This window comes from Streptococcus sp. HMSC061E03, assembly GCF_001813505.1.
Taxonomy (GTDB): Bacteria; Bacillota; Bacilli; order Lactobacillales; family Streptococcaceae; genus Streptococcus.
Window position 1 is genome coordinate 848,824 of sequence record NZ_KV812784.1, and the last position, 17,167, is coordinate 865,990.

Consider the following 17,167-nt stretch of genomic DNA (forward strand, 5'->3'; position numbering starts at 1 on the left):
ATTTCTCAGTCAGATTATCTATTTTCCGAGCTTTCCGCTCGTGTTCAAATCAGAACACATGCTCTACCTTTCTTTTTTATTTTTTAGAATAGGCGTTAAAGAGGCAAAGTAAAAATAGGAAACTGACGACGCATCGCAGATGCTAGACAGTTTATCTTTTTTACACAGTTCTCCGCCCGTATTCAATTCAGCGAATACGGTAAACCCATCCTTTCTTTTTTTATTGAGTAATTAGGAGAGCTTTCCGCTCGTGTTCAAATTAGAACACACGCTCTACCTTTCTTTTATATTTAATTTGTTAATGAATCCAAAAATGCAAAGAGTTTGGCATTCATTTCTCGATAATCGTAAGCACGAATGGCTTCAGGTTTTTGAACAAAGGTCAGGTTTTGACTTTGTTCTTCCAAAACATTTTCACCGTCAGCAGTAATCAAGAGATCAACTGCTTCTGGATCAAATTCCAAGTGAGCTTGGAAGGCATAGTGTTTCGGACTAAAGCGAATCATCTGACGTGGACATCCTTGACTAGTCGCAAGAACAACAGCATCTTCTGTCAATCCGGGCATATCGCCATGCCAGTGGCCAGTTTCAAGAGTTGCTCCAAACTCACCGACATGTGGATCTGTGAGTCCTTCAGGCGTCAAGGTCACTGGATAAACCCCAATCTCACGTTCTGGACTGTGCTCATACTTCGCTCCATAGGCGACAGACAGTAGCTGGGCACCAAGACAGACGCCAACAATATAACGATCAGCCTTGATGGCTTTTTGAATCAGCTCAATCTCTGCCTGAGGATCGTAGTATGGAAAAGCTTCCCGATTTTCATCCGGTGATTGAGGTCCTCCCATGACGATCAAAAAGTCAATCTCATCCACTGACTCTGGTAAGGTTTCATTCTCATAGACTTTAGTCGTGGTCACTTGATGGCCACGCTCCTGTGCCCATTTTAGATAAGCGCCCGGCACTTCAAAGGTTTCATGCAGTACAAAATGTACCTTCATCATTTCTTCTCCCATCTCTTTCGAATCACGTATGACAGACCAGCCGCAAGTACAAGCGGAATAGTCAAATTCCAAGTTTGGCCTGTAAATCCAAGGCTCAGGGCAATGGCTGTCAGAGGAGCTTCTAGGGTCGTCCCTAAAAAGACTGTCGCTCCTAGTAACATCCCTAGAGCAGGATCCAGATGAATCCCAAGGACTGTCAAAAGCAAGGTTACTAGGTAGCCAGAACCAATCCCAAGGGCAAATGATGGTGTCAAGGTACCCCCATAAGCACCATTGCGCAAGAGGAGATAAACCAGAAGCCCCTTCACTGCAAGACTCAGTGGAAGATAAGGAATCGGCTGACTAGACAAGAGGGCTTGCGCTAGTACCTGGCCATTTCCCATAAAGATAGGGAAAAAAGCTACTAGGCTCCCCAGCACTAGAAAGGCTAGAGGAAGAGCCCAAAGAATCGTCCAATCCTTCCGCCGTTTGTGACTAGCCCGCTTGGCGAGGAAAGCAAAGACCAGAGCCAAGGGAGTGACTAAGAAAGCAATCACAATAGCCTGTAAGAAGCCGCTAGCCGACCATGAAACTGCGGACAGGTGATAAACGGCTCCCTGACCAACGATGGGCTGAGCGACCCAGGTGGCCAGATAAGTACTGGTCAAAACCAGTAGAAGATTCTGCCAACTGTAGGTGAGTCCTAAGGTCTCAAAGACGAACAAGCTACTGGCAAAGGGGACCTGATAGACCGCAGCCAAACCAGCTCCGGCCCCACAGGCGATCAAGACTTTTCGCTCTTTGAGAGCAAGTGAGAACCCCTTCGCCAAACGACCAGCTAGAAGAGCCCCGACCTCTCGTGGGGCTCCTTCTTTTCCGACCGATGCGCCTGCTCCAACAATTGCCACCTGCATCCCTGCATGAAGGAGGTGGGGGAAGGGCGCTGGTTCCCTGTCTCCAGCTAAGTCCATTTGCTGACGAATAGACAGGATCTGATAACGCCTTTGCAGGACATACCAGAAGCCAGTTGCCAAGCACCCAGTCACACATAAGACCAAAAATCTACGGAGACCTCCAGCTTCTTGAAATTGCTGGAGCAAATCCGAACTAGCTTGGCCAAAGGCCAGCCCTTGCACCCCTTCTAGCAGATAATGGCAGGCAATTCCGACCAGACCTGTCCCGATCCCTAATGATAAGGTGGCTAGAAGCAACCTCAGTCCGTAGGGCAGCCTTTGGAGTCGTACTTTCATTGGATTAGAGTTCAGCAAGAATCGCTTTCAGCAATCCTTTGAAGTCGCCTTTGATGCGCTCTGTCACTTCTACTACTTCTTCGTGGTTGAGCTCTTCTTGGAAACCAGCCGCAAAGTTGGTAATACATGAAATACCAAGAACCTTCAAGCCAGAATGCGCTGCAATGATGACTTCAGGAACGGTTGACATTCCGACAGCATCTGCGCCAAGTGTCTTATACGCACGGATTTCAGCTGGAGTTTCATAAGTTGGACCAGTCACACCGATATAAACCCCATCATCCAATTTGATACCCAATTTGTCTGCTACTTGATGAGCTGTCTCACGGTATTCAGGTGTGTAAGCTTTAGACATATCTGGGAAACGTGGACCAAAGTCATCCAAGTTTTCACCGATCAATGGGTTTTGACCTGTCATATTGATGTGGTCAGTGATAGCCATCAAAGTACCAGGACCAAAGCCAATACCACCGGCAGCGTTGGTGACAAGAACCCCTTCACAACCCAATACTTTCATGACACGAACTGGGAAAGTCACCACTTCTAGTGGGTTTCCTTCGTAGAAGTGGAAACGACCTTGAAGGGCCAAGACTTTACGTCCAGCAAGATCACCGTAGACCAATTTACCAGCATGGCCGACAACCGTTGAACGACCCCAGTTTGGAATTTCAGAGTAGTCTACTACGACGGCATTTTCGATTTCTTCAGCCAGTTCTCCAAGACCTGATCCAAGGATCAAGCCAAACTCAGGTGCTTCCATTCCTTTGCCTTTCAAAAAAGCAGCTGTTTCATTGATTTTTGCTAATAATGTCATTGCATATCTCCTTTATGATTTCCTTAAAAATTGGCCAATTTTGTCAAATGTATTGGCATTGCGAATGGTCAACAGGCGGTAATCCGGCATCTTGAGGACTTGTCTGTGGTAAGCGGTCTTTGTGTAGGTCTCTTCTGAGTATTTGCCCCAGTAAATCCCTAGATTCCCACGATGGATGATTTCATCACCGAGCGAAAAAGAGGAGACCAGCTCCCAGATAGCATCCTGATTGAGGCCTTCTGTGTAAAAGAGAACATCCTTGCGGGCCAGATCCTCCTGCCACCAGGCTGGTAAAGCAGCGAGATCTTGCGCATAGTCCTCAGCTGAAAAGAGAGAAAAAGACTGGATAAAGGGATAGTGATCACAAAAGAAATGTCCCAGCAAATCCACCAATTCTGCTTTAGAACCAGCAGATTCAAAGAAGATATTGCCACTATTGATGTAGGTCTCTACCCCATCCAGCTCGATCGTTTGGAGCTCCTCTCGAAGCTCTGCCATCACGACCTTGTTTTTCCCGCCAACATTGATCCCTCTTACGAGGAGAGCGAAGCGTGTCATCTTAGTTCAATTTGTCTAAGAAGCTTTCACCGATCATGGCTTTTTCAACACCAAAGTTCTCTGCAATTGTCGCAGAGATATCAGAGAAATGTCCAACTGGAATCACACCATTGCCCTTGAAGGATGGGCTATAAGCCAAGAATGGAATGTATTCACGCGTATGGTCTGTACCAGCGTAAGTTGGGTCATTTCCGTGGTCTGCCGTGATCATCAAGAGGTCATCTTCACGCATCGCAGCGATGATTTCTGGCAAGCGTTCGTCAAACTCATGCAAGCAATCGCGATAACCATGAGCATTGCGACGGTGACCGTAAAGAGCATCAAAGTCTACCAAGTTGGTAAATGAGAAGCCTTCTTGGAACTCAGGAAGTCCCATGGTCTTAATCAAGGTATCCATACCGTGGCTATTTGATTTGTTGTGGCCCATATCGTGGTTGATACCAGCTCCGTTGAAGATATCGTTGATCTTACCAACTGCATAAGTATCGATACCCGCTTCGTTCAACTTGTCCAAAACAGTTGGCGCAAATGGTGAAACAGCCAAGTCACGACGGTTGGCTGTACGTGTAAAGTTTCCAGGTTCTCCAACATAAGGGCGGGCAATGATTCGACCAAGAAGAGCTGGACGTTCCAAAGTGATGGAACGAGCGTATTCACAGATACGGTAGAGTTCATCCAAAGGAATGATGTCTTCGTGAGCTGCAATTTGAAGGACAGGATCTGCTGATGTATAAATGATCAATTCACCAGTTTCCATTTGACGTGGTCCAAAGTCATCGATGACCGCTGTACCAGAATAAGGCTTGTTGGCTTCACGGATGACCTTACGTCCTGAGAATTCTTCAATTTTAGTCAAGATTTCTTCAGGGAAACCATTCCAGAAGGTATCAAAAGGTTCTGTAATGTTGAGCCCCATGATTTCCCAGTGACCAGTCATGGTGTCTTTCCCAAGAGAGACTTCTTGCAATTTTGTCGCATAGCCAGTTGGGTTGCTTTCAGCTGGCACAGTCTTCAATGGTACTTCACGAGGAATATTTCCAAGACCGATTTTCGCCATGTTTGGTACATTCAAGCCGACGGTTTTAGAGATGTGTCCCAAAGTATCAGATGCTCCATCTGGAACTCCTGCATTGACAAAGTTATTGGCATCTGGTGCAGCACCGATCCCAACTGAATCCAGCACAACTAAGTGCATGCGTTTAAATTTTGACATATACTGCCTCTTTCCTTTATTAAACTAGCTATATTATACCATATCCCTATAAGAAGAGAGCCGTTGTTTGATCCGAGGCTGGGACAAAAGTCTTAGCCTCTCAATTATTTTTGGATTGTCGAGCAAGACGCAGTTGTTGAGTGGGCTCTAATACGCTGATTTCATCAGCTTATACAGGCCTACTCAACTGTGCGGAGGTGGAACGACGAAATCGAATTCTAACGAATGACCGATTTCTGTCCCACTCTCTATTTTTCGATGATGACTGGGCCATCTGGTGTCCCTACAATCACTTTTGAAATCATGTTCAAGAATAAACCGTGCTCTACGACGCCTACGGTGTGATCCAGTTCATTTGCCAGAGCTTCTGTATCCTCTATCACCTTGAGGTCCAAGTCAATGATGAAGTTGCCTTGGTCAGTGACGAATCGTTGATCATCCGCGAGACGGAAAGCAGGAAGGTAACCTTTTTGCTCAAAGTGACGGAAGAGATTTTCAGCCCCGTATTGCACTACTTCCACTGGAAGCTTGAAAGCTCCAAGAGTTGCAACTTGTTTAGATTCATCCACGATCCAAATGCAGTCTTTAGAATTGGTTGCGACGATCTTTTCCATGAGGAGAGCACCACCGCCACCTTTGATCCCATTCAATTGAGGATCCACTTCATCTGCGCCATCCACTGTCACATCGACCACTTCGACATCGTCGATAGCCTTGAGCGGGATGCCTAAACTTTCAGCCTGATCATAGGTCACACTCGACGTTGTGACAGCTGTGATCTGCAAGCCTTCTTCTTTGATGCGACGACCCAATTCAGCCACAAAATAATAAGCAGTTGACCCTGTACCAAGACCGACAATCATGCCGTCTTTGACAAACTCAGCCGCTTTAATTCCTACCTGTTCTTTTAGGTTTACCATCATAGACCTCCTTTTATATTCTATTACAGTATAGCATATTCTGTAATAGATTTCACTAATTATTTGAAAACCTTTCCAAGTTTTAGTTCTAAAAGCAAAACCTTGCCCGTCCGCTGACTTTACGATAGAATAGAGATGAATCTACAGGAAAAGAGAAATGACATGATTACTAAAGAATTTGATACTATTGCTGCCATCTCGACCCCTCTTGGTGAGGGGGCTATCGGGATCGTCCGCTTGAGCGGGACAGACAGCTTTGCCATTGCACAAAAGATCTTCAAGGGGAAAGATTTAAGCAAGGTAGCGAGCCACACGCTCAACTACGGTCATATCGTGGATCCAGATAAGGACGAGATTCTCGACGAAGTCATGGTGGGGGCCATGCGCTCGCCGAAAACCTTCACCCGTGAGGACATCATCGAGATCAATACCCACGGCGGGATTGCCGTAACCAATGAAATACTACAATTGGTCATCCGCGAAGGAGCTCGATTAGCTGAACCTGGTGAATTTACCAAGCGGGCCTTTCTGAACGGTCGGGTCGATTTGACCCAAGCCGAAGCCGTCATGGACATTATCCGCGCTAAGACCGACAAGGCCATGAACATCGCCGTGAAGCAACTAGATGGTTCCCTGTCTGACCTCATTAACAACACGCGCCAAGAGATCCTCAATACCCTGGCCCAGGTCGAAGTCAATATCGACTATCCGGAGTACGATGATGTCGAAGAAGCAACCACTGAGATCATCCGTGAAAAGACCAGTGAATTTGAAGCCCTCTTGACCAATCTCCTCAAGACTGCCCGTCGCGGTAAGATCTTGCGTGAAGGGATCTCTACTGCTATCATCGGTCGTCCAAACGTCGGCAAGTCTAGCCTCCTCAATAATCTTCTTCGCGAGGAAAAAGCCATCGTGACCGATATCGAAGGAACCACCCGGGACGTCATCGAGGAATACGTCAACATCAATGGGGTTCCCCTCAAACTGGTCGATACGGCTGGGATTCGGGAGACTGAAGACATCGTCGAGCAAATCGGTGTCGAACGTTCGAAAAAAGCCCTCAAGGAAGCTGATCTGGTCCTCCTGGTCCTCAATGCTAGCGAACCCCTGACCGATCAAGATCGCCAGCTCCTTGAGATCTCTCAAGATAGCAACCGCATCATCCTCCTCAACAAGGTTGACCTTCCAGAGAAGATCGAAATCGACCAACTGCCGGAAGATCATATCAAGATTTCCGTTCTGAAAAATCAAAACATCGATCAAATCGAAGACCGGATCAACGCCCTCTTCTTCGAAAATGCTGGGCTGGTTGAGCAAGATGCGACTTATCTTTCTAACGCTCGTCACATCTCCCTCATCGAAAAAGCTGTTGAAAGCCTGCAAGCGGTCAACGAGGGCTTGGCTCTCGGTATGCCGGTCGACCTGCTTCAAGTCGACCTCACCCGCACCTGGGAAATCCTCGGAGAAATCACAGGGGATGCTGCTCCAGATGAGCTCATCACCCAACTCTTCAGCCAGTTCTGTCTTGGAAAATAACAAAAATGCGTATGTTTCCACACATACGCATTTTTTGTTTTATTTTGCTTGTTCTAATCGCTCGACGGTTTGATAAGCTTGGTAGATTAGGAAGAGCCCAGTAGCATTCAAGACTGGAATCGCAATCGGCAACTCGGTCACGATTTGTGAGAATGGTGAATTCCCTACAAAATGAAGTCCAAACCCAGCTACTAAGTATCCCCAGCCTGCTAGACGTAAATCCTTGCGTCCTCTGCTTGCTTGGACAATTAGGAAGAGCCCTAGCATGACAAGACCTGTGTAGACCCAGTGAGACATGGGTGCATTGGCCACACGGCCGAGAATCCCTGACACCGTGTAAGAGAAACCTTCCGGCAGGTCCTGACGAATATAGGCAAAGTCCTCGACGATCTGGAAACCAAGACCAGAGGCAATCGCCAAGAGGAAGATCGACTTGAGGCGACGAACACTGAACAAATAGAGGACAAAGAAGATAGGAATCAACTTAAAGGGTTCCTCAAAGAGTGGCGCAGCGATGGCACTCTCGTACTGGTTCCAAAAGTCGCTATTTGGAGCGATCGCTTGAATCATGTCATGGAAATAGGTATTGGCAAAGCTAGACAACCAACCGGCAACAAAGCCCCCACCTAATAAAGAAAAGAGAACCGGTACCCAAGATAACTTCCACTTCTTAGCAAAATGAAAGAGAGCCCAGACGGCAGGAATTGCATAGACCAAAAGGATCAAGGTTGAAAGTCCCACAATCCCGTACTGGCTACCAGACATCCAGCCTTCTGTCAGTGACTGGGTCTCATAAGCCAAGCCAATCGCTAGCAAGAGTAAATAGAGAAACAAAATCGATTTGCGTTTCATAAAAGACCTTTCTATGGTGAAATGAAAAAGGCTGGAAGCCCAGTCTTTTCCGAGTACTATCATTGTAACAGGATCAGCTTAAAAAAACAATAAATGTGGATTAGTGAGAAAAATATAAAACGTAGATGGCGACAAATGGTTGACTAAATTTAGTTACTTAATCACCAACGCTCCATTTTCCTCCGTCGCCAAGAGCTTCTCATCTTTATCATATATTTTAAGTTTTATACTGCTCGGTTTGTTTTGAGTTGCATTGTATTGCTTTACTATCTCTTCTTTTAAATCAAAAAGCGTCTTACAATAATCTTTTGGATTTATATTTGCTAAAGATAGCATATTTTCTGATACAGAGAAGACAAGGATCACATACTCTTCATTATAATACACTTTCGCCATCTCAATTTCGCCATTGATTTGATTTTGAAGCATATAAGCAAATACTACATTAGGTTTTTCATTTCCAACCAATGAGGTAGGGGCTTGATTCATCCCTTTGACCACTGATTCTTTACTTTCCTTTGTAGAATCTTTTACATTCTGTTCAGTAGACTGCTCTTTTTTGTCTTCATTCTTCACTTCTTTTTGCACGCACGATGACAGAAATAGCGAGAGAATGGTCATTGTAGCAAACATAGTTTTTTTCATAGATTTTCTCCTTTTATTTTTACAAGTAGAAAACGACCTGTAATTGACCAAAATTGCATAAGCTTCCTGTAAAAGATATTCCAAACCTTTAATCTTATAACCAAATAGGTCATTAGAACTTTAATAGTTTAAAAAATTATTATCTAATATTATTCTACCATAATCTCTCTTACTTCAGTACTGCAAGAATCTGACGAATCATGTCTGGATCCCCGTCTGGCAATGTCACCGTTTCAGCATGGTCCAAAATCCCTTGGGTAAATTGCGTCATAAACTCCTCACTATTGAGTTCATCCGCAGACTGTTGCCAGTGGCTCGGTACAGGATAGATCGTCACTGTCCCATCACCGTTGGATGCATAAGTCACATGACCTTCTGCAGAAATAGGAGTAAACAACTGACGCATATCTTTTGGATAATCAACGCCCAAGCCACCATTATAAATCTTGGTTCCAGCTGCACTATTTGAAATATTTAACTCGGAAGGAACGTTCTTAATCACATAAGCCCAGACACGCGCAGCTTCGACCTGAGCATCGGTGTAGCCTGGATAATCATTCTGATCAGCCTTCTTCGAAGATTTAACCTCGCTATCCGATCGAGTATTCCACTTCTTGGCCTTACTCGTCTTAGACTTACTACTGCTATCGTCTGTATCTACTTGCTCCCGATCTTTCGGTTGCTCTTTCTTGCGATAGTAGAAATTGTCATCATCGCCATAAGCCGGTGACTGACCAGCCCAGATCCGATCCTTGGACTTATCCGAAGCATCGTCTTTGCCCGCTTTCTGACCTTTTGGAAGAAACAAAAGACCGTAGCCTCCAACACCCGACTTGGCACTGACCGTCATCTCAGCGATCTGGTCCTTCTGCTTAAAGCTCGATGCATCAAGCTCAACATCCTCGCTGACCAAGCCCTTGTCATCAAAGACCAGCTCATTGCCACGACCATCGATCCAAGTTCCCTTGATACTCGAGTAGTCCTTAGCCTTGATGGCTTTCAAATCCATACCAGACTGTTTCTTTTCCGAAGTACTGGTCTGCTTGGTATCCGAACTCTTAGGCGACACCGTCCTCTGGGGACGACTACACGAAGCCAAGACCAAAGCAGAAAGCACAATTACCAAACCTTTTTTCATATCAATCTCCCTTCACATACCTATTATTTTAGAAAAATAAGAAAGGAGAGTCAAAGAAAAAGCGGAGGGGGAGAATCAATTAATGACCTAAAAGTCTGTAAAATTATGATTTGAATTTCTCAAGAAAAAGAAGCTCAATGTATTGAGCTCCTAGACCATCATTTTTTTGTTTTTCTTATTTTGGGACCGTTCGAAACAACAAAGCTCTATAACTAGAAACATTGATACTATCAACTCCACACATCCCACATAGACAGTTTCCCTTATGTTTTTTAATATTCTTCAAAACTAAATCTTATACAAATTATTTAATTTTTCTAACTCTAATATATTCATACATACTTCTACTCCAGTAACTACCCCCTTGCTATGAATAAATCCACATGAAAACACAATCCTCTCCTTACTCAAAATATTTGTCAATACTACTAATGCTTCTAAAACATAATCCTCTATTGTAATAAAACTATTATTTTCATCTTTCAAAAACTTTATAAATCCAATATCCTTACACCTATCACCAAAATAAAACCTAAGTGATTTTAAATAATAATCAAAAAACACATCACTCTCCATAGAAAATCCCTTCATTTTTAAAATATTCTATTATATCATACAAAAAATAAGTTTTGTGACCATTCGAAACAACACAGCAAGTTAAAATAAGACTTTGTCCGTATCCGACTTGAAAAAGTGTGCACCGATTCGGTGCTTTTTTTTGTCTTGTTTTATTTATCTCCAATCAGTCATTATATTAACTTTATTTTACTCCTTCCTTCTTCAAAAATCAATTCATTATATCTAGATATTCCATCAATTGTTAACTTTAAATTTACAAAAATTCGCATTCACGAGTTACTTTAGATGGTGGATAAACTCCTATTTATATAACATTTCCCATTTATTTTCTGTAGAGACTTTCCGCTGTGAAAAAAGTGCCCTAGGCTCAAGAATTAGTCACGGAACTTCTACGATTTCTAGTAACCCAAAAATGTTTTTTAGCTAATCATTGTCAATTATGTACTTTATTTAAGTGAAAACTAAAAATTTTTCAATTGTACATTCATACAAAAACACGGCTCATGAATCATGGCCGTGTTATATTTTACTTAAGCTAGTTAGCTAGTTCTCTTAGTTAATATTTACATACCTTTTATTTGCTTTAATTCCTTTATCTCTTTTAGAATACTAAAAATATAGAAACTAAATAGAACTATACCTAAAAAAGATAAAACAAAGAAACCAGACGTAAGTTTTTCGCCTCTAACAGCTAGTACTCCAAGGGAAAAAATACCGATAGCCATTATGGAAATTATGAGGATAAACCACAAGTAAATCATATAAAACTTATAAAGATAGCAAAAGGACTTATTTTTTTGTTTAGGCTTATCCTTCCATTCTAAATAAAAGAAATAAGGTATAAAAATAATTAAAATAAATAGAAATTCCATTTCTATCACAACCTCTCATCTTATTCCCCTTAATCAAATACATAATTTATAGCATATTAAAACTTTTTATTTAGGCAAACTAATAACAAAAACTAATTGTAAAATCATTCGTGAATCAATTCCTCAATTTCCTTTATCCCTTCAAACTCTCCAACACTTTCGAAAAGTTCTATAGCTCGTTTGAAATGTCTATTGGATAATTCCGTATCTTCCAAGGCTAAATAGATTTCACCTAACCCTCTATAACTACAAGCTTGAGAAATCACATCATCAGTTTCTAAAGATTGTTCCAGTGACAGATTCATGAATGTAAGAGCTTCATCAAGGTTGTTTAATTTCAATCTCAAATAGCCTTGTTCGTAGTTATTCACAGCTTTCTTTAGATTATCATTTGGAAAATGCTCTTCAACTATCTTCTCTTCGTCTTCAATGAGTTTTAAAGCCTTATGAAAATCACCCTGATCTCTGTAGATCATCGCTAATTGATGTAAACCAATGTGTTCATGTTCTTTATCTTCATTTTGTTGAGCTAATAAAATGTATTTCTCAAAGATATGGGTACATGAAGCATAGTCTTTTTCTGCTAACAATACATATCCCATCAGATTTAAAAGACTAAAATCTATACAGGTATCAATAAAAAAATCTTGTTCAACTAACTTTTTAGCTTCTAATATATTTCCTTCTAGGAACAAGTCCCAAGCTACATCGATTTTAGAGACCATCTATTTCCCCCTTCAACTATAAACAACCTTCATAAAATAAAATCACTCAACAAGAATATACTAAATCCTACCTTTACAGATTTAATCCACTAAACTAAAGTATAGCAAAAAGCCCAAATAACTACTATTTGGGAAAAATGTTACTTAGTTTCTTTTTAAACGAGCAATGAGTAACTTAATAAGATAAGCTAGAACTACAAGTGCTACTACGCGTGATAATAGATAGAAAATAGAATAAACAAAATAGATTTGCATATCTGACACCTCCTAAATAAAAGAGATTAACCATCTTGTCCTCAATATTATTGTACTCCCGTTTGAAAGCGGTGTCAAATGTTGTGATAAATAGTATAGACATCTGGAATAAATTTAAAGCCTATAAAAATCAAAATAAATCAATCTGTTTCATTTTGAAATCCTTTAACGATTGTAAAATATATCCTATTTTAGAAGAGGTTATCAATTTAGATAATGTCAAAGCAAGAGAGAAATATAATGAGTAAACATAAATACAATATTTTTTACATTTTTTAATATACTTTTATTAGTATAATTGATAAAATCTTAATTAACAAAAATTATGGCTTATCTAATATTCCAATTACCTTACAACGCAGGTTCATTGAATAGGATTAGATAATCGAAGCAATGTTGAAACGAATGGAGGGGGTTAATATTAAGAATTTAATAAGTGATCAAATGTCTAATAGACAAATTATCAAAGATTTTATTAGTAGTTTTATTAGTTCTTTAAGTGGAAAAGCTTTTAATTTTGCTTTAGGATTAATGTTACTGGACCAAACAAAATCGGCAATGAGTTTTGGAATCAATATGATCATCTATCCTTTAGTTAGTTTGATTTTCTTGGTTCCAATCGGTAATTTAGTAGACCGATACCGTCATAAAAAGATCTTAATTTATAATTTTATTTTTAGACTTATTATCTTTCTTCTGTTTTATGCATTTTATTTTTTAGCGAATTCATCTACTATCTTATATTTAGTAATTCCGTTTGTCATACTTCACTCTGTCACAGTTAACATCAATGATACTTGTTATTCAGCCTCTATCCACGAGTTAGTAAATGATAAAAAAATTCAACGATTAAGCTCTGTTACACAAACCGCCATTGCTATCGCAACCATGCTTTCCCCAGCTATTGGAGTCATTCTTTATAATTGGTTAGGCTTCTCAGGCTTTATTCTTATAGAAATCATTGCAAATATCCTTTCTTTAGGTGTCTTACTTACCATGAAATTCTTCTATGAACACGAAGAGCAAGAAGCTAAGATTAAACAGAATGAAAAGCATCAACACGGGGTCAAAGAAATTATCCGATTTTTAAAAGAAAATCAGATTGTCAAATATATTATTCTTGTTAGTGTTGTACTGAATTTTTTCTATACTTCCATTAGCATTGGAGTACCATTTGTAGTCAAAGAGCAACTCTTATTAGATAATGCAACAGTAGGTATCCTAGAAACTATGTCTGCAGTTGGAATGTTATTAGCCAGTGTGTCGATGTCACTATTGCCAGACAAAAAAGAAAATAATACACTTCTCTCTAATAGAATTCGCATTCCACTTTTTCTTCTAACCATCGCTATCATTGGTTTGGGTATTACATTTGCAACTACTAACACCCAAGTGATTATTTCTTCCGTTGGCGGTTTATTTATGGGAATTATAGCATTTACTCTTGTTATTCTAAATATTGTCGTCATGACCTATCTTCAAAGTAGTATTGAAACAAATTATTTAGGAAGAGTAATGAGTACTTTGTTCACACTAAATACGTCTATCATGCCGATAGGTACCATTGTATTTACTTATCTATTTCAAAAGGACATAAACGGAGGTCTGATATTCATATTTGGAGGTGTTTCTCTCCTGATCTATACCATGATAATGTTACCTCGAATATATAGAATACTGCAAAAAGAACACACTTATTGAAATTGAATCAAAAGCAGTACTAAAACGAAAAAGACAAGGATAAAACACCTTGTCTTTTTTTAAATACTAACAATGGGACTTTTTTCATAATTTAGCACCTTTTTAGTAACCTGTTCAAGATACGGATGTATAGTCCAGATAAAGACAATACAAATTAGATTACGTCTATCTATTTACTTACCTTTTATTTGCTTTAATTCCTTTATCTCTTTTAGAATACTAAAAATATATAAACTAAATAGAATTACACCTAAGGAAAGTCTCGAAAGAGGAATTTCTATTCAATTAGAAAATCCCTCTTCGTCATAAATTTATGTCCCCTGCCGGAATCGAACCAGCAACTACTCCTTAGGAGGGAGTTGTTATATCCATTGAACTAAGGGGACCTATAAAAAAAGAAGCGAGATCACTCCCGCCTCCTTGTTCGTCTTAACGACGGATTTCTTTAATACGAGCTGCTTTACCTTGCAACGCACGAAGGTAGTACAATTTCGCACGACGTACTTTACCGTAACGTACAACTTCAATCTTTTCTACACGTGGAGTGTGTACTGGGAATGTACGTTCAACACCGACACCGTTAGAGATTTTACGAACAGTGTACATTTCAGTGTGTCCTTGACCTTTACGAGCGATAACAACGCCTTCAAAGATCTGGATACGTTCACGAGATCCTTCGACAACTTTCGCGTGTACACGAACAGTGTCACCAGGACGGAATGCAGGGATATCAGTACGAAGTTGACCTTCAGTCAAGCTTTGGATTAATGGATTCATTTTATTCTCCTATCTTCGTCAATCTTGAGGGACCTCCCTCAGCGGATAAACTGTATTTTTGTGCTTCCATTACGCACAGAAACTATCATATCAGATAATTTCAGGTTTGTAAAGCTCTTTTCTCTACTTTTTCGCAACTTTTTGGCCGGAATAAATGCTCCACTCTTTTGGCAGGCAATAGGCGATGGCGCAAGCAATGACAAAGAATGGCAGATTGGCATAGCCAAAGACTTCTCCTCCGATCAAGATCGGTGCGAGCAAGGTCGTGGTCGCACTACCAAAGACACTGGCATAACCGATAGCAGCCACCACTAAGACGGGTAACCCCAGCAGAGGAGCGAGAAAGACTCCAAGCGTAGCTCCGATCGCAAAGAGCGGTGTCACTTCTCCCCCTTGGTATCCAGCTGAGATGGTCACCACGGTAAAGAGGAGCTTCAAGATCCAGTCATAACTATGGGCACTCCCCTGATGAAAAGCTACATCAATCAGATTGGTTCCAAGTCCACTATAAGTGCCGACCTTGGTCAGCTGGAGGGTCAAGAGGACCAAGCTGAGTCCAGCCCCTATAAGGGCTATCCGGGTATAAGGATTAGGCAAGACTTGAGCGACTGTTTTCTTCAACCAGGAAAGGCTAACTGCAAAGAGTTTCCCAGCAAGGCCAAAAGCCAGGCCAAGAAAGGCAACTTTGATCAAGGTCTCTGGTGTCCAGCTCAGTGTTTCTCTTAGTGGCACAGCAAATTTCTCTAAGCCAAGGGCATGAGAGGTAAAGCTAGCCACGATTGAGGCGATAAGGGCAGGATAGAGGGCCATCAACTGCAACTCCCCAACCGTCAGGACCTCAAGAGCAAAGAAGGTTGCTGCGAGCGGCGTCTGAAAGAGCCCCGCAAAACCGGCTGCCATCCCAGTCATGAGAAAGATACGCGAAGCATCTGGGATCTTGATATGACGGGCAAAACGGTGCGAAAGGGTCGCTCCGATCTGGACCGCTACACCTTCCCGACCGACCGAACCACCAAAGAGATGGCTCATCCAGGTCGTCAGCATGATCAAAGGCACCAAGACCAAGGGGATTTTCTCCTCACGCGCGTGTCCAACATCAAAGATGAGGCCCATCCCTTTTGAAGCCTTGCCACCAAAACGTTTATAAAGATAAACGATGACAAGACCCGCTAAGGCCAGGAAAAGAATCAAAGGCCAGTGTTGGCTTCGGAAATCCCCGATCATAAGCAATCCTTGACCAAAGATCATATCAATAGCACCAACCAAGAGACCGATCAACAAAGCCATCCCAGTTAGGACCACATACTGTTGTGCTTTTTGCTTGATCGATAGACTAGTCACGCGCCCTCACCTCCTCTTGGTAGTTTCTAGAACGCGCCATTAAATCTTGAAACTGGCCTTGAATAGTCGTGCGATACTGCTCATCCGTCACAAGAGAGCCGACTTTCTCTAGCACCTCTCTCTCCCTTCCTTGATCGAGCGCAGGTAGGCCCTGCTGCTCCTTATATTCTATAATCTGACCGACACAAACCATCCGTTTTTCCAGCAAGGCTACAAGCTCTTGATCGATCTGGTCAATGTCCTTACGAATCTGATCTAAATCCATGTGTCTCCTCTTTATTTTGGATATAAATCGAGGCTGTAATCCATCGATCAAGCCTCTTTGTCATTAATTTGCTTTGGCTACGAGTTCTTCCGCAAAGGCTTCTAATTTTTCAATGTCTTCGTCTTCTGCAGACAAATCAACTTTGACATTTTCAGAACCTTTTTCAGCACCAGTCGCAGCGAAGCAACGATCGAAATCATCAACTGCTTTACAGAATTCATCGTAGAAGGTATCACCTGATCCTACCACACCGTAAAGTTTGCCTTTGAGATCAAGGCCAGCCAAATCTTCGTAGAAATCTTGGATCTCATCTGGAAGTTCTCCATCGCCGTAGGTATAAGTCGCTACCACTGCGATATCCGCATCAAGGAAGTCCTCAGCATCCACAGTTGTACACTCATCCACATCTACTTCGACACCAAGATCACGGAATTTGTCCGCTACGATATCCGCAATTTCTTCAGTATTTCCAGTCATACTAGCAAAAACAATCTTCGCTACAGTCATAATTTCCTCCCAAAAGCTATTTCCCGTATTATACCACTTTTTCAAGCATTTTGCACGAAACCTTTCCCGATAAGGTGAAAGAAGGGACACGATTCAAGAAATTGGACCGATTCAACCTAATCACCCTCGTTCTCTTCTTGAATTGCTTTAATAGTTTCGATTTCTTCATCCAATCTCTTATCAAAATCAGACTTATTTTTGAACGGATACGAATAGGTGCGCCAAGTGTACCATTT

Annotated in this window: 17 protein-coding genes and 1 tRNA gene; 2 read left to right on the top strand and 16 right to left on the bottom strand. The window is 41.6% G+C overall.

Going from position 1 to position 17,167, the window contains the following annotated elements; all coding sequences use genetic code 11:
* Positions 1–290: 290 nt before the first annotated feature.
* From HMPREF2917_RS04265 to rpiA, 6 genes are all read right to left on the bottom strand, one after another.
* On the bottom strand, positions 291–1,004 hold the full coding sequence (locus HMPREF2917_RS04265) for a type 1 glutamine amidotransferase (protein WP_070589120.1): 714 nt from the start codon (positions 1,002–1,004) through the stop codon (positions 291–293).
* Positions 1,001–2,233: a chloride channel protein gene (locus tag HMPREF2917_RS04270; RefSeq protein ID WP_241672468.1), complete on the bottom strand. Its 1,233-nt coding sequence runs from the start codon at positions 2,231–2,233 to the stop codon at positions 1,001–1,003. Before HMPREF2917_RS04270 ends, HMPREF2917_RS04265 begins: the two co-directional genes overlap by 4 nt.
* 4 nt (positions 2,234–2,237) lie before the next feature.
* Entirely contained in the window at positions 2,238–3,047 is an 810-nt protein-coding gene (locus tag HMPREF2917_RS04275) for a purine-nucleoside phosphorylase (RefSeq protein WP_070589124.1), read from the bottom strand.
* A 12-nt stretch (positions 3,048–3,059) separates the two neighbouring features.
* Entirely contained in the window at positions 3,060–3,605 is a 546-nt protein-coding gene (locus tag HMPREF2917_RS04280; RefSeq protein ID WP_024056193.1) for a DUF1697 domain-containing protein, read from the bottom strand.
* A gap of 1 nt (position 3,606) precedes the next feature.
* Positions 3,607–4,818 carry a phosphopentomutase gene (locus tag HMPREF2917_RS04285; protein ID WP_003003757.1) on the bottom strand — a complete coding sequence of 404 codons (1,212 nt, stop codon included), beginning with the start codon at positions 4,816–4,818 and terminating at the stop codon, positions 3,607–3,609.
* 248 nt (positions 4,819–5,066) lie between these two features.
* A complete protein-coding gene (gene rpiA, locus HMPREF2917_RS04290) occupies positions 5,067–5,738 on the bottom strand; it encodes a ribose-5-phosphate isomerase RpiA (RefSeq protein WP_070589125.1) in 672 nt (223 codons plus the stop codon).
* A 162-nt stretch (positions 5,739–5,900) separates the two neighbouring features.
* On the opposite strand from rpiA, the gene mnmE reads away from it, so the two are divergent.
* Positions 5,901–7,274, top strand: coding sequence for a tRNA uridine-5-carboxymethylaminomethyl(34) synthesis GTPase MnmE (mnmE, locus tag HMPREF2917_RS04295; protein WP_037607860.1), 1,374 nt, complete (start codon positions 5,901–5,903; stop codon positions 7,272–7,274).
* A 39-nt stretch (positions 7,275–7,313) separates the two neighbouring features.
* Here the strand turns inward: mnmE and HMPREF2917_RS04300 are convergent, their stop codons facing one another.
* The 5 genes from HMPREF2917_RS04300 to HMPREF2917_RS04325 form a co-directional block, all read right to left on the bottom strand.
* Positions 7,314–8,126, bottom strand: a complete 813-nt coding sequence (locus HMPREF2917_RS04300) for a PrsW family glutamic-type intramembrane protease (RefSeq protein ID WP_070589127.1) — start codon at positions 8,124–8,126, stop codon at positions 7,314–7,316.
* 153 nt (positions 8,127–8,279) lie between these two features.
* The gene (locus HMPREF2917_RS04305) at positions 8,280–8,771 is read right to left on the bottom strand and encodes a hypothetical protein (RefSeq protein WP_024055603.1); all 492 of its coding nucleotides are present in this window, start codon (positions 8,769–8,771) and stop codon (positions 8,280–8,282) included.
* Positions 8,772–8,940: 169 nt separating this feature from the next.
* Positions 8,941–9,909 (bottom strand): DUF6287 domain-containing protein, encoded by a 969-nt coding sequence (locus HMPREF2917_RS04310; RefSeq protein WP_070589129.1) that lies wholly within the window; start codon positions 9,907–9,909, stop codon positions 8,941–8,943.
* Positions 9,910–10,197: 288 nt separating this feature from the next.
* Positions 10,198–10,485, bottom strand: coding sequence for a hypothetical protein (locus tag HMPREF2917_RS04315; protein ID WP_024055601.1), 288 nt, complete (start codon positions 10,483–10,485; stop codon positions 10,198–10,200).
* A gap of 979 nt (positions 10,486–11,464) precedes the next feature.
* Positions 11,465–12,085 (bottom strand): tetratricopeptide repeat protein, encoded by a 621-nt coding sequence (locus tag HMPREF2917_RS04325; protein ID WP_070589131.1) that lies wholly within the window; start codon positions 12,083–12,085, stop codon positions 11,465–11,467.
* Between the two features lie 699 nt (positions 12,086–12,784).
* Here HMPREF2917_RS04325 and HMPREF2917_RS04330 point away from each other — a divergent pair.
* Positions 12,785–14,041 carry an MFS transporter gene (locus tag HMPREF2917_RS04330; protein WP_256324250.1) on the top strand — a complete coding sequence of 419 codons (1,257 nt, stop codon included), beginning with the start codon at positions 12,785–12,787 and terminating at the stop codon, positions 14,039–14,041.
* Between the two features lie 314 nt (positions 14,042–14,355).
* On the opposite strand, the gene HMPREF2917_RS04335 is transcribed toward HMPREF2917_RS04330, so the two are convergent.
* The 5 genes from HMPREF2917_RS04335 to HMPREF2917_RS04355 all read right to left on the bottom strand — a co-directional run bounded on the left by HMPREF2917_RS04335 (position 14,356) and on the right by HMPREF2917_RS04355 (position 16,931).
* Positions 14,356–14,427: transfer RNA gene (locus HMPREF2917_RS04335), tRNA-Arg, on the bottom strand.
* 43 nt (positions 14,428–14,470) lie between these two features.
* Positions 14,471–14,818, bottom strand: coding sequence for a 50S ribosomal protein L19 (gene rplS / locus HMPREF2917_RS04340; protein ID WP_003003254.1), 348 nt, complete (start codon positions 14,816–14,818; stop codon positions 14,471–14,473).
* A 123-nt stretch (positions 14,819–14,941) separates the two neighbouring features.
* Positions 14,942–16,105, bottom strand: coding sequence for a chloride channel protein (locus tag HMPREF2917_RS04345; RefSeq protein ID WP_176745954.1), 1,164 nt, complete (start codon positions 16,103–16,105; stop codon positions 14,942–14,944).
* A gap of 46 nt (positions 16,106–16,151) precedes the next feature.
* Entirely contained in the window at positions 16,152–16,424 is a 273-nt protein-coding gene (locus HMPREF2917_RS04350) for a chorismate mutase (RefSeq protein ID WP_070589137.1), read from the bottom strand.
* A gap of 63 nt (positions 16,425–16,487) precedes the next feature.
* Positions 16,488–16,931: a flavodoxin gene (locus HMPREF2917_RS04355; RefSeq protein WP_070589139.1), complete on the bottom strand. Its 444-nt coding sequence runs from the start codon at positions 16,929–16,931 to the stop codon at positions 16,488–16,490.
* Positions 16,932–17,167: the final 236 nt, after the last annotated feature.

Excerpts from the sequence above, each read along its gene's own strand:
- HMPREF2917_RS04270 (WP_241672468.1), bottom strand. The coding sequence starts at position 2,233 with ATGAAAGTACGACTCCAAAGGCTGCCCTACGGACTGAGGTTGCTTCTA.
- HMPREF2917_RS04310 (WP_070589129.1), bottom strand. The coding sequence starts at position 9,909 with ATGAAAAAAGGTTTGGTAATTGTGCTTTCTGCTTTGGTCTTGGCTTCG.
- HMPREF2917_RS04355 (WP_070589139.1), bottom strand. The coding sequence starts at position 16,931 with ATGACTGTAGCGAAGATTGTTTTTGCTAGTATGACTGGAAATACTGAA.
- HMPREF2917_RS04300 (WP_070589127.1), bottom strand. The coding sequence starts at position 8,126 with ATGAAACGCAAATCGATTTTGTTTCTCTATTTACTCTTGCTAGCGATT.
- HMPREF2917_RS04345 (WP_176745954.1), bottom strand. The coding sequence starts at position 16,105 with ATGGCTTTGTTGATCGGTCTCTTGGTTGGTGCTATTGATATGATCTTT.
- HMPREF2917_RS04305 (WP_024055603.1), bottom strand. The coding sequence starts at position 8,771 with ATGAAAAAAACTATGTTTGCTACAATGACCATTCTCTCGCTATTTCTG.
- mnmE (WP_037607860.1), top strand. The coding sequence starts at position 5,901 with ATGATTACTAAAGAATTTGATACTATTGCTGCCATCTCGACCCCTCTT.
- rplS (WP_003003254.1), bottom strand. The coding sequence starts at position 14,818 with ATGAATCCATTAATCCAAAGCTTGACTGAAGGTCAACTTCGTACTGAT.
- HMPREF2917_RS04285 (WP_003003757.1), bottom strand. The coding sequence starts at position 4,818 with ATGTCAAAATTTAAACGCATGCACTTAGTTGTGCTGGATTCAGTTGGG.
- HMPREF2917_RS04350 (WP_070589137.1), bottom strand. The coding sequence starts at position 16,424 with ATGGATTTAGATCAGATTCGTAAGGACATTGACCAGATCGATCAAGAG.
- HMPREF2917_RS04315 (WP_024055601.1), bottom strand. The coding sequence starts at position 10,485 with ATGGAGAGTGATGTGTTTTTTGATTATTATTTAAAATCACTTAGGTTT.
- HMPREF2917_RS04265 (WP_070589120.1), bottom strand. The coding sequence starts at position 1,004 with ATGATGAAGGTACATTTTGTACTGCATGAAACCTTTGAAGTGCCGGGC.
- HMPREF2917_RS04330 (WP_256324250.1), top strand. The coding sequence starts at position 12,785 with ATGTCTAATAGACAAATTATCAAAGATTTTATTAGTAGTTTTATTAGT.
- HMPREF2917_RS04325 (WP_070589131.1), bottom strand. The coding sequence starts at position 12,085 with ATGGTCTCTAAAATCGATGTAGCTTGGGACTTGTTCCTAGAAGGAAAT.
- HMPREF2917_RS04275 (WP_070589124.1), bottom strand. The coding sequence starts at position 3,047 with ATGACATTATTAGCAAAAATCAATGAAACAGCTGCTTTTTTGAAAGGC.
- HMPREF2917_RS04280 (WP_024056193.1), bottom strand. The coding sequence starts at position 3,605 with ATGACACGCTTCGCTCTCCTCGTAAGAGGGATCAATGTTGGCGGGAAA.
- rpiA (WP_070589125.1), bottom strand. The coding sequence starts at position 5,738 with ATGGTAAACCTAAAAGAACAGGTAGGAATTAAAGCGGCTGAGTTTGTC.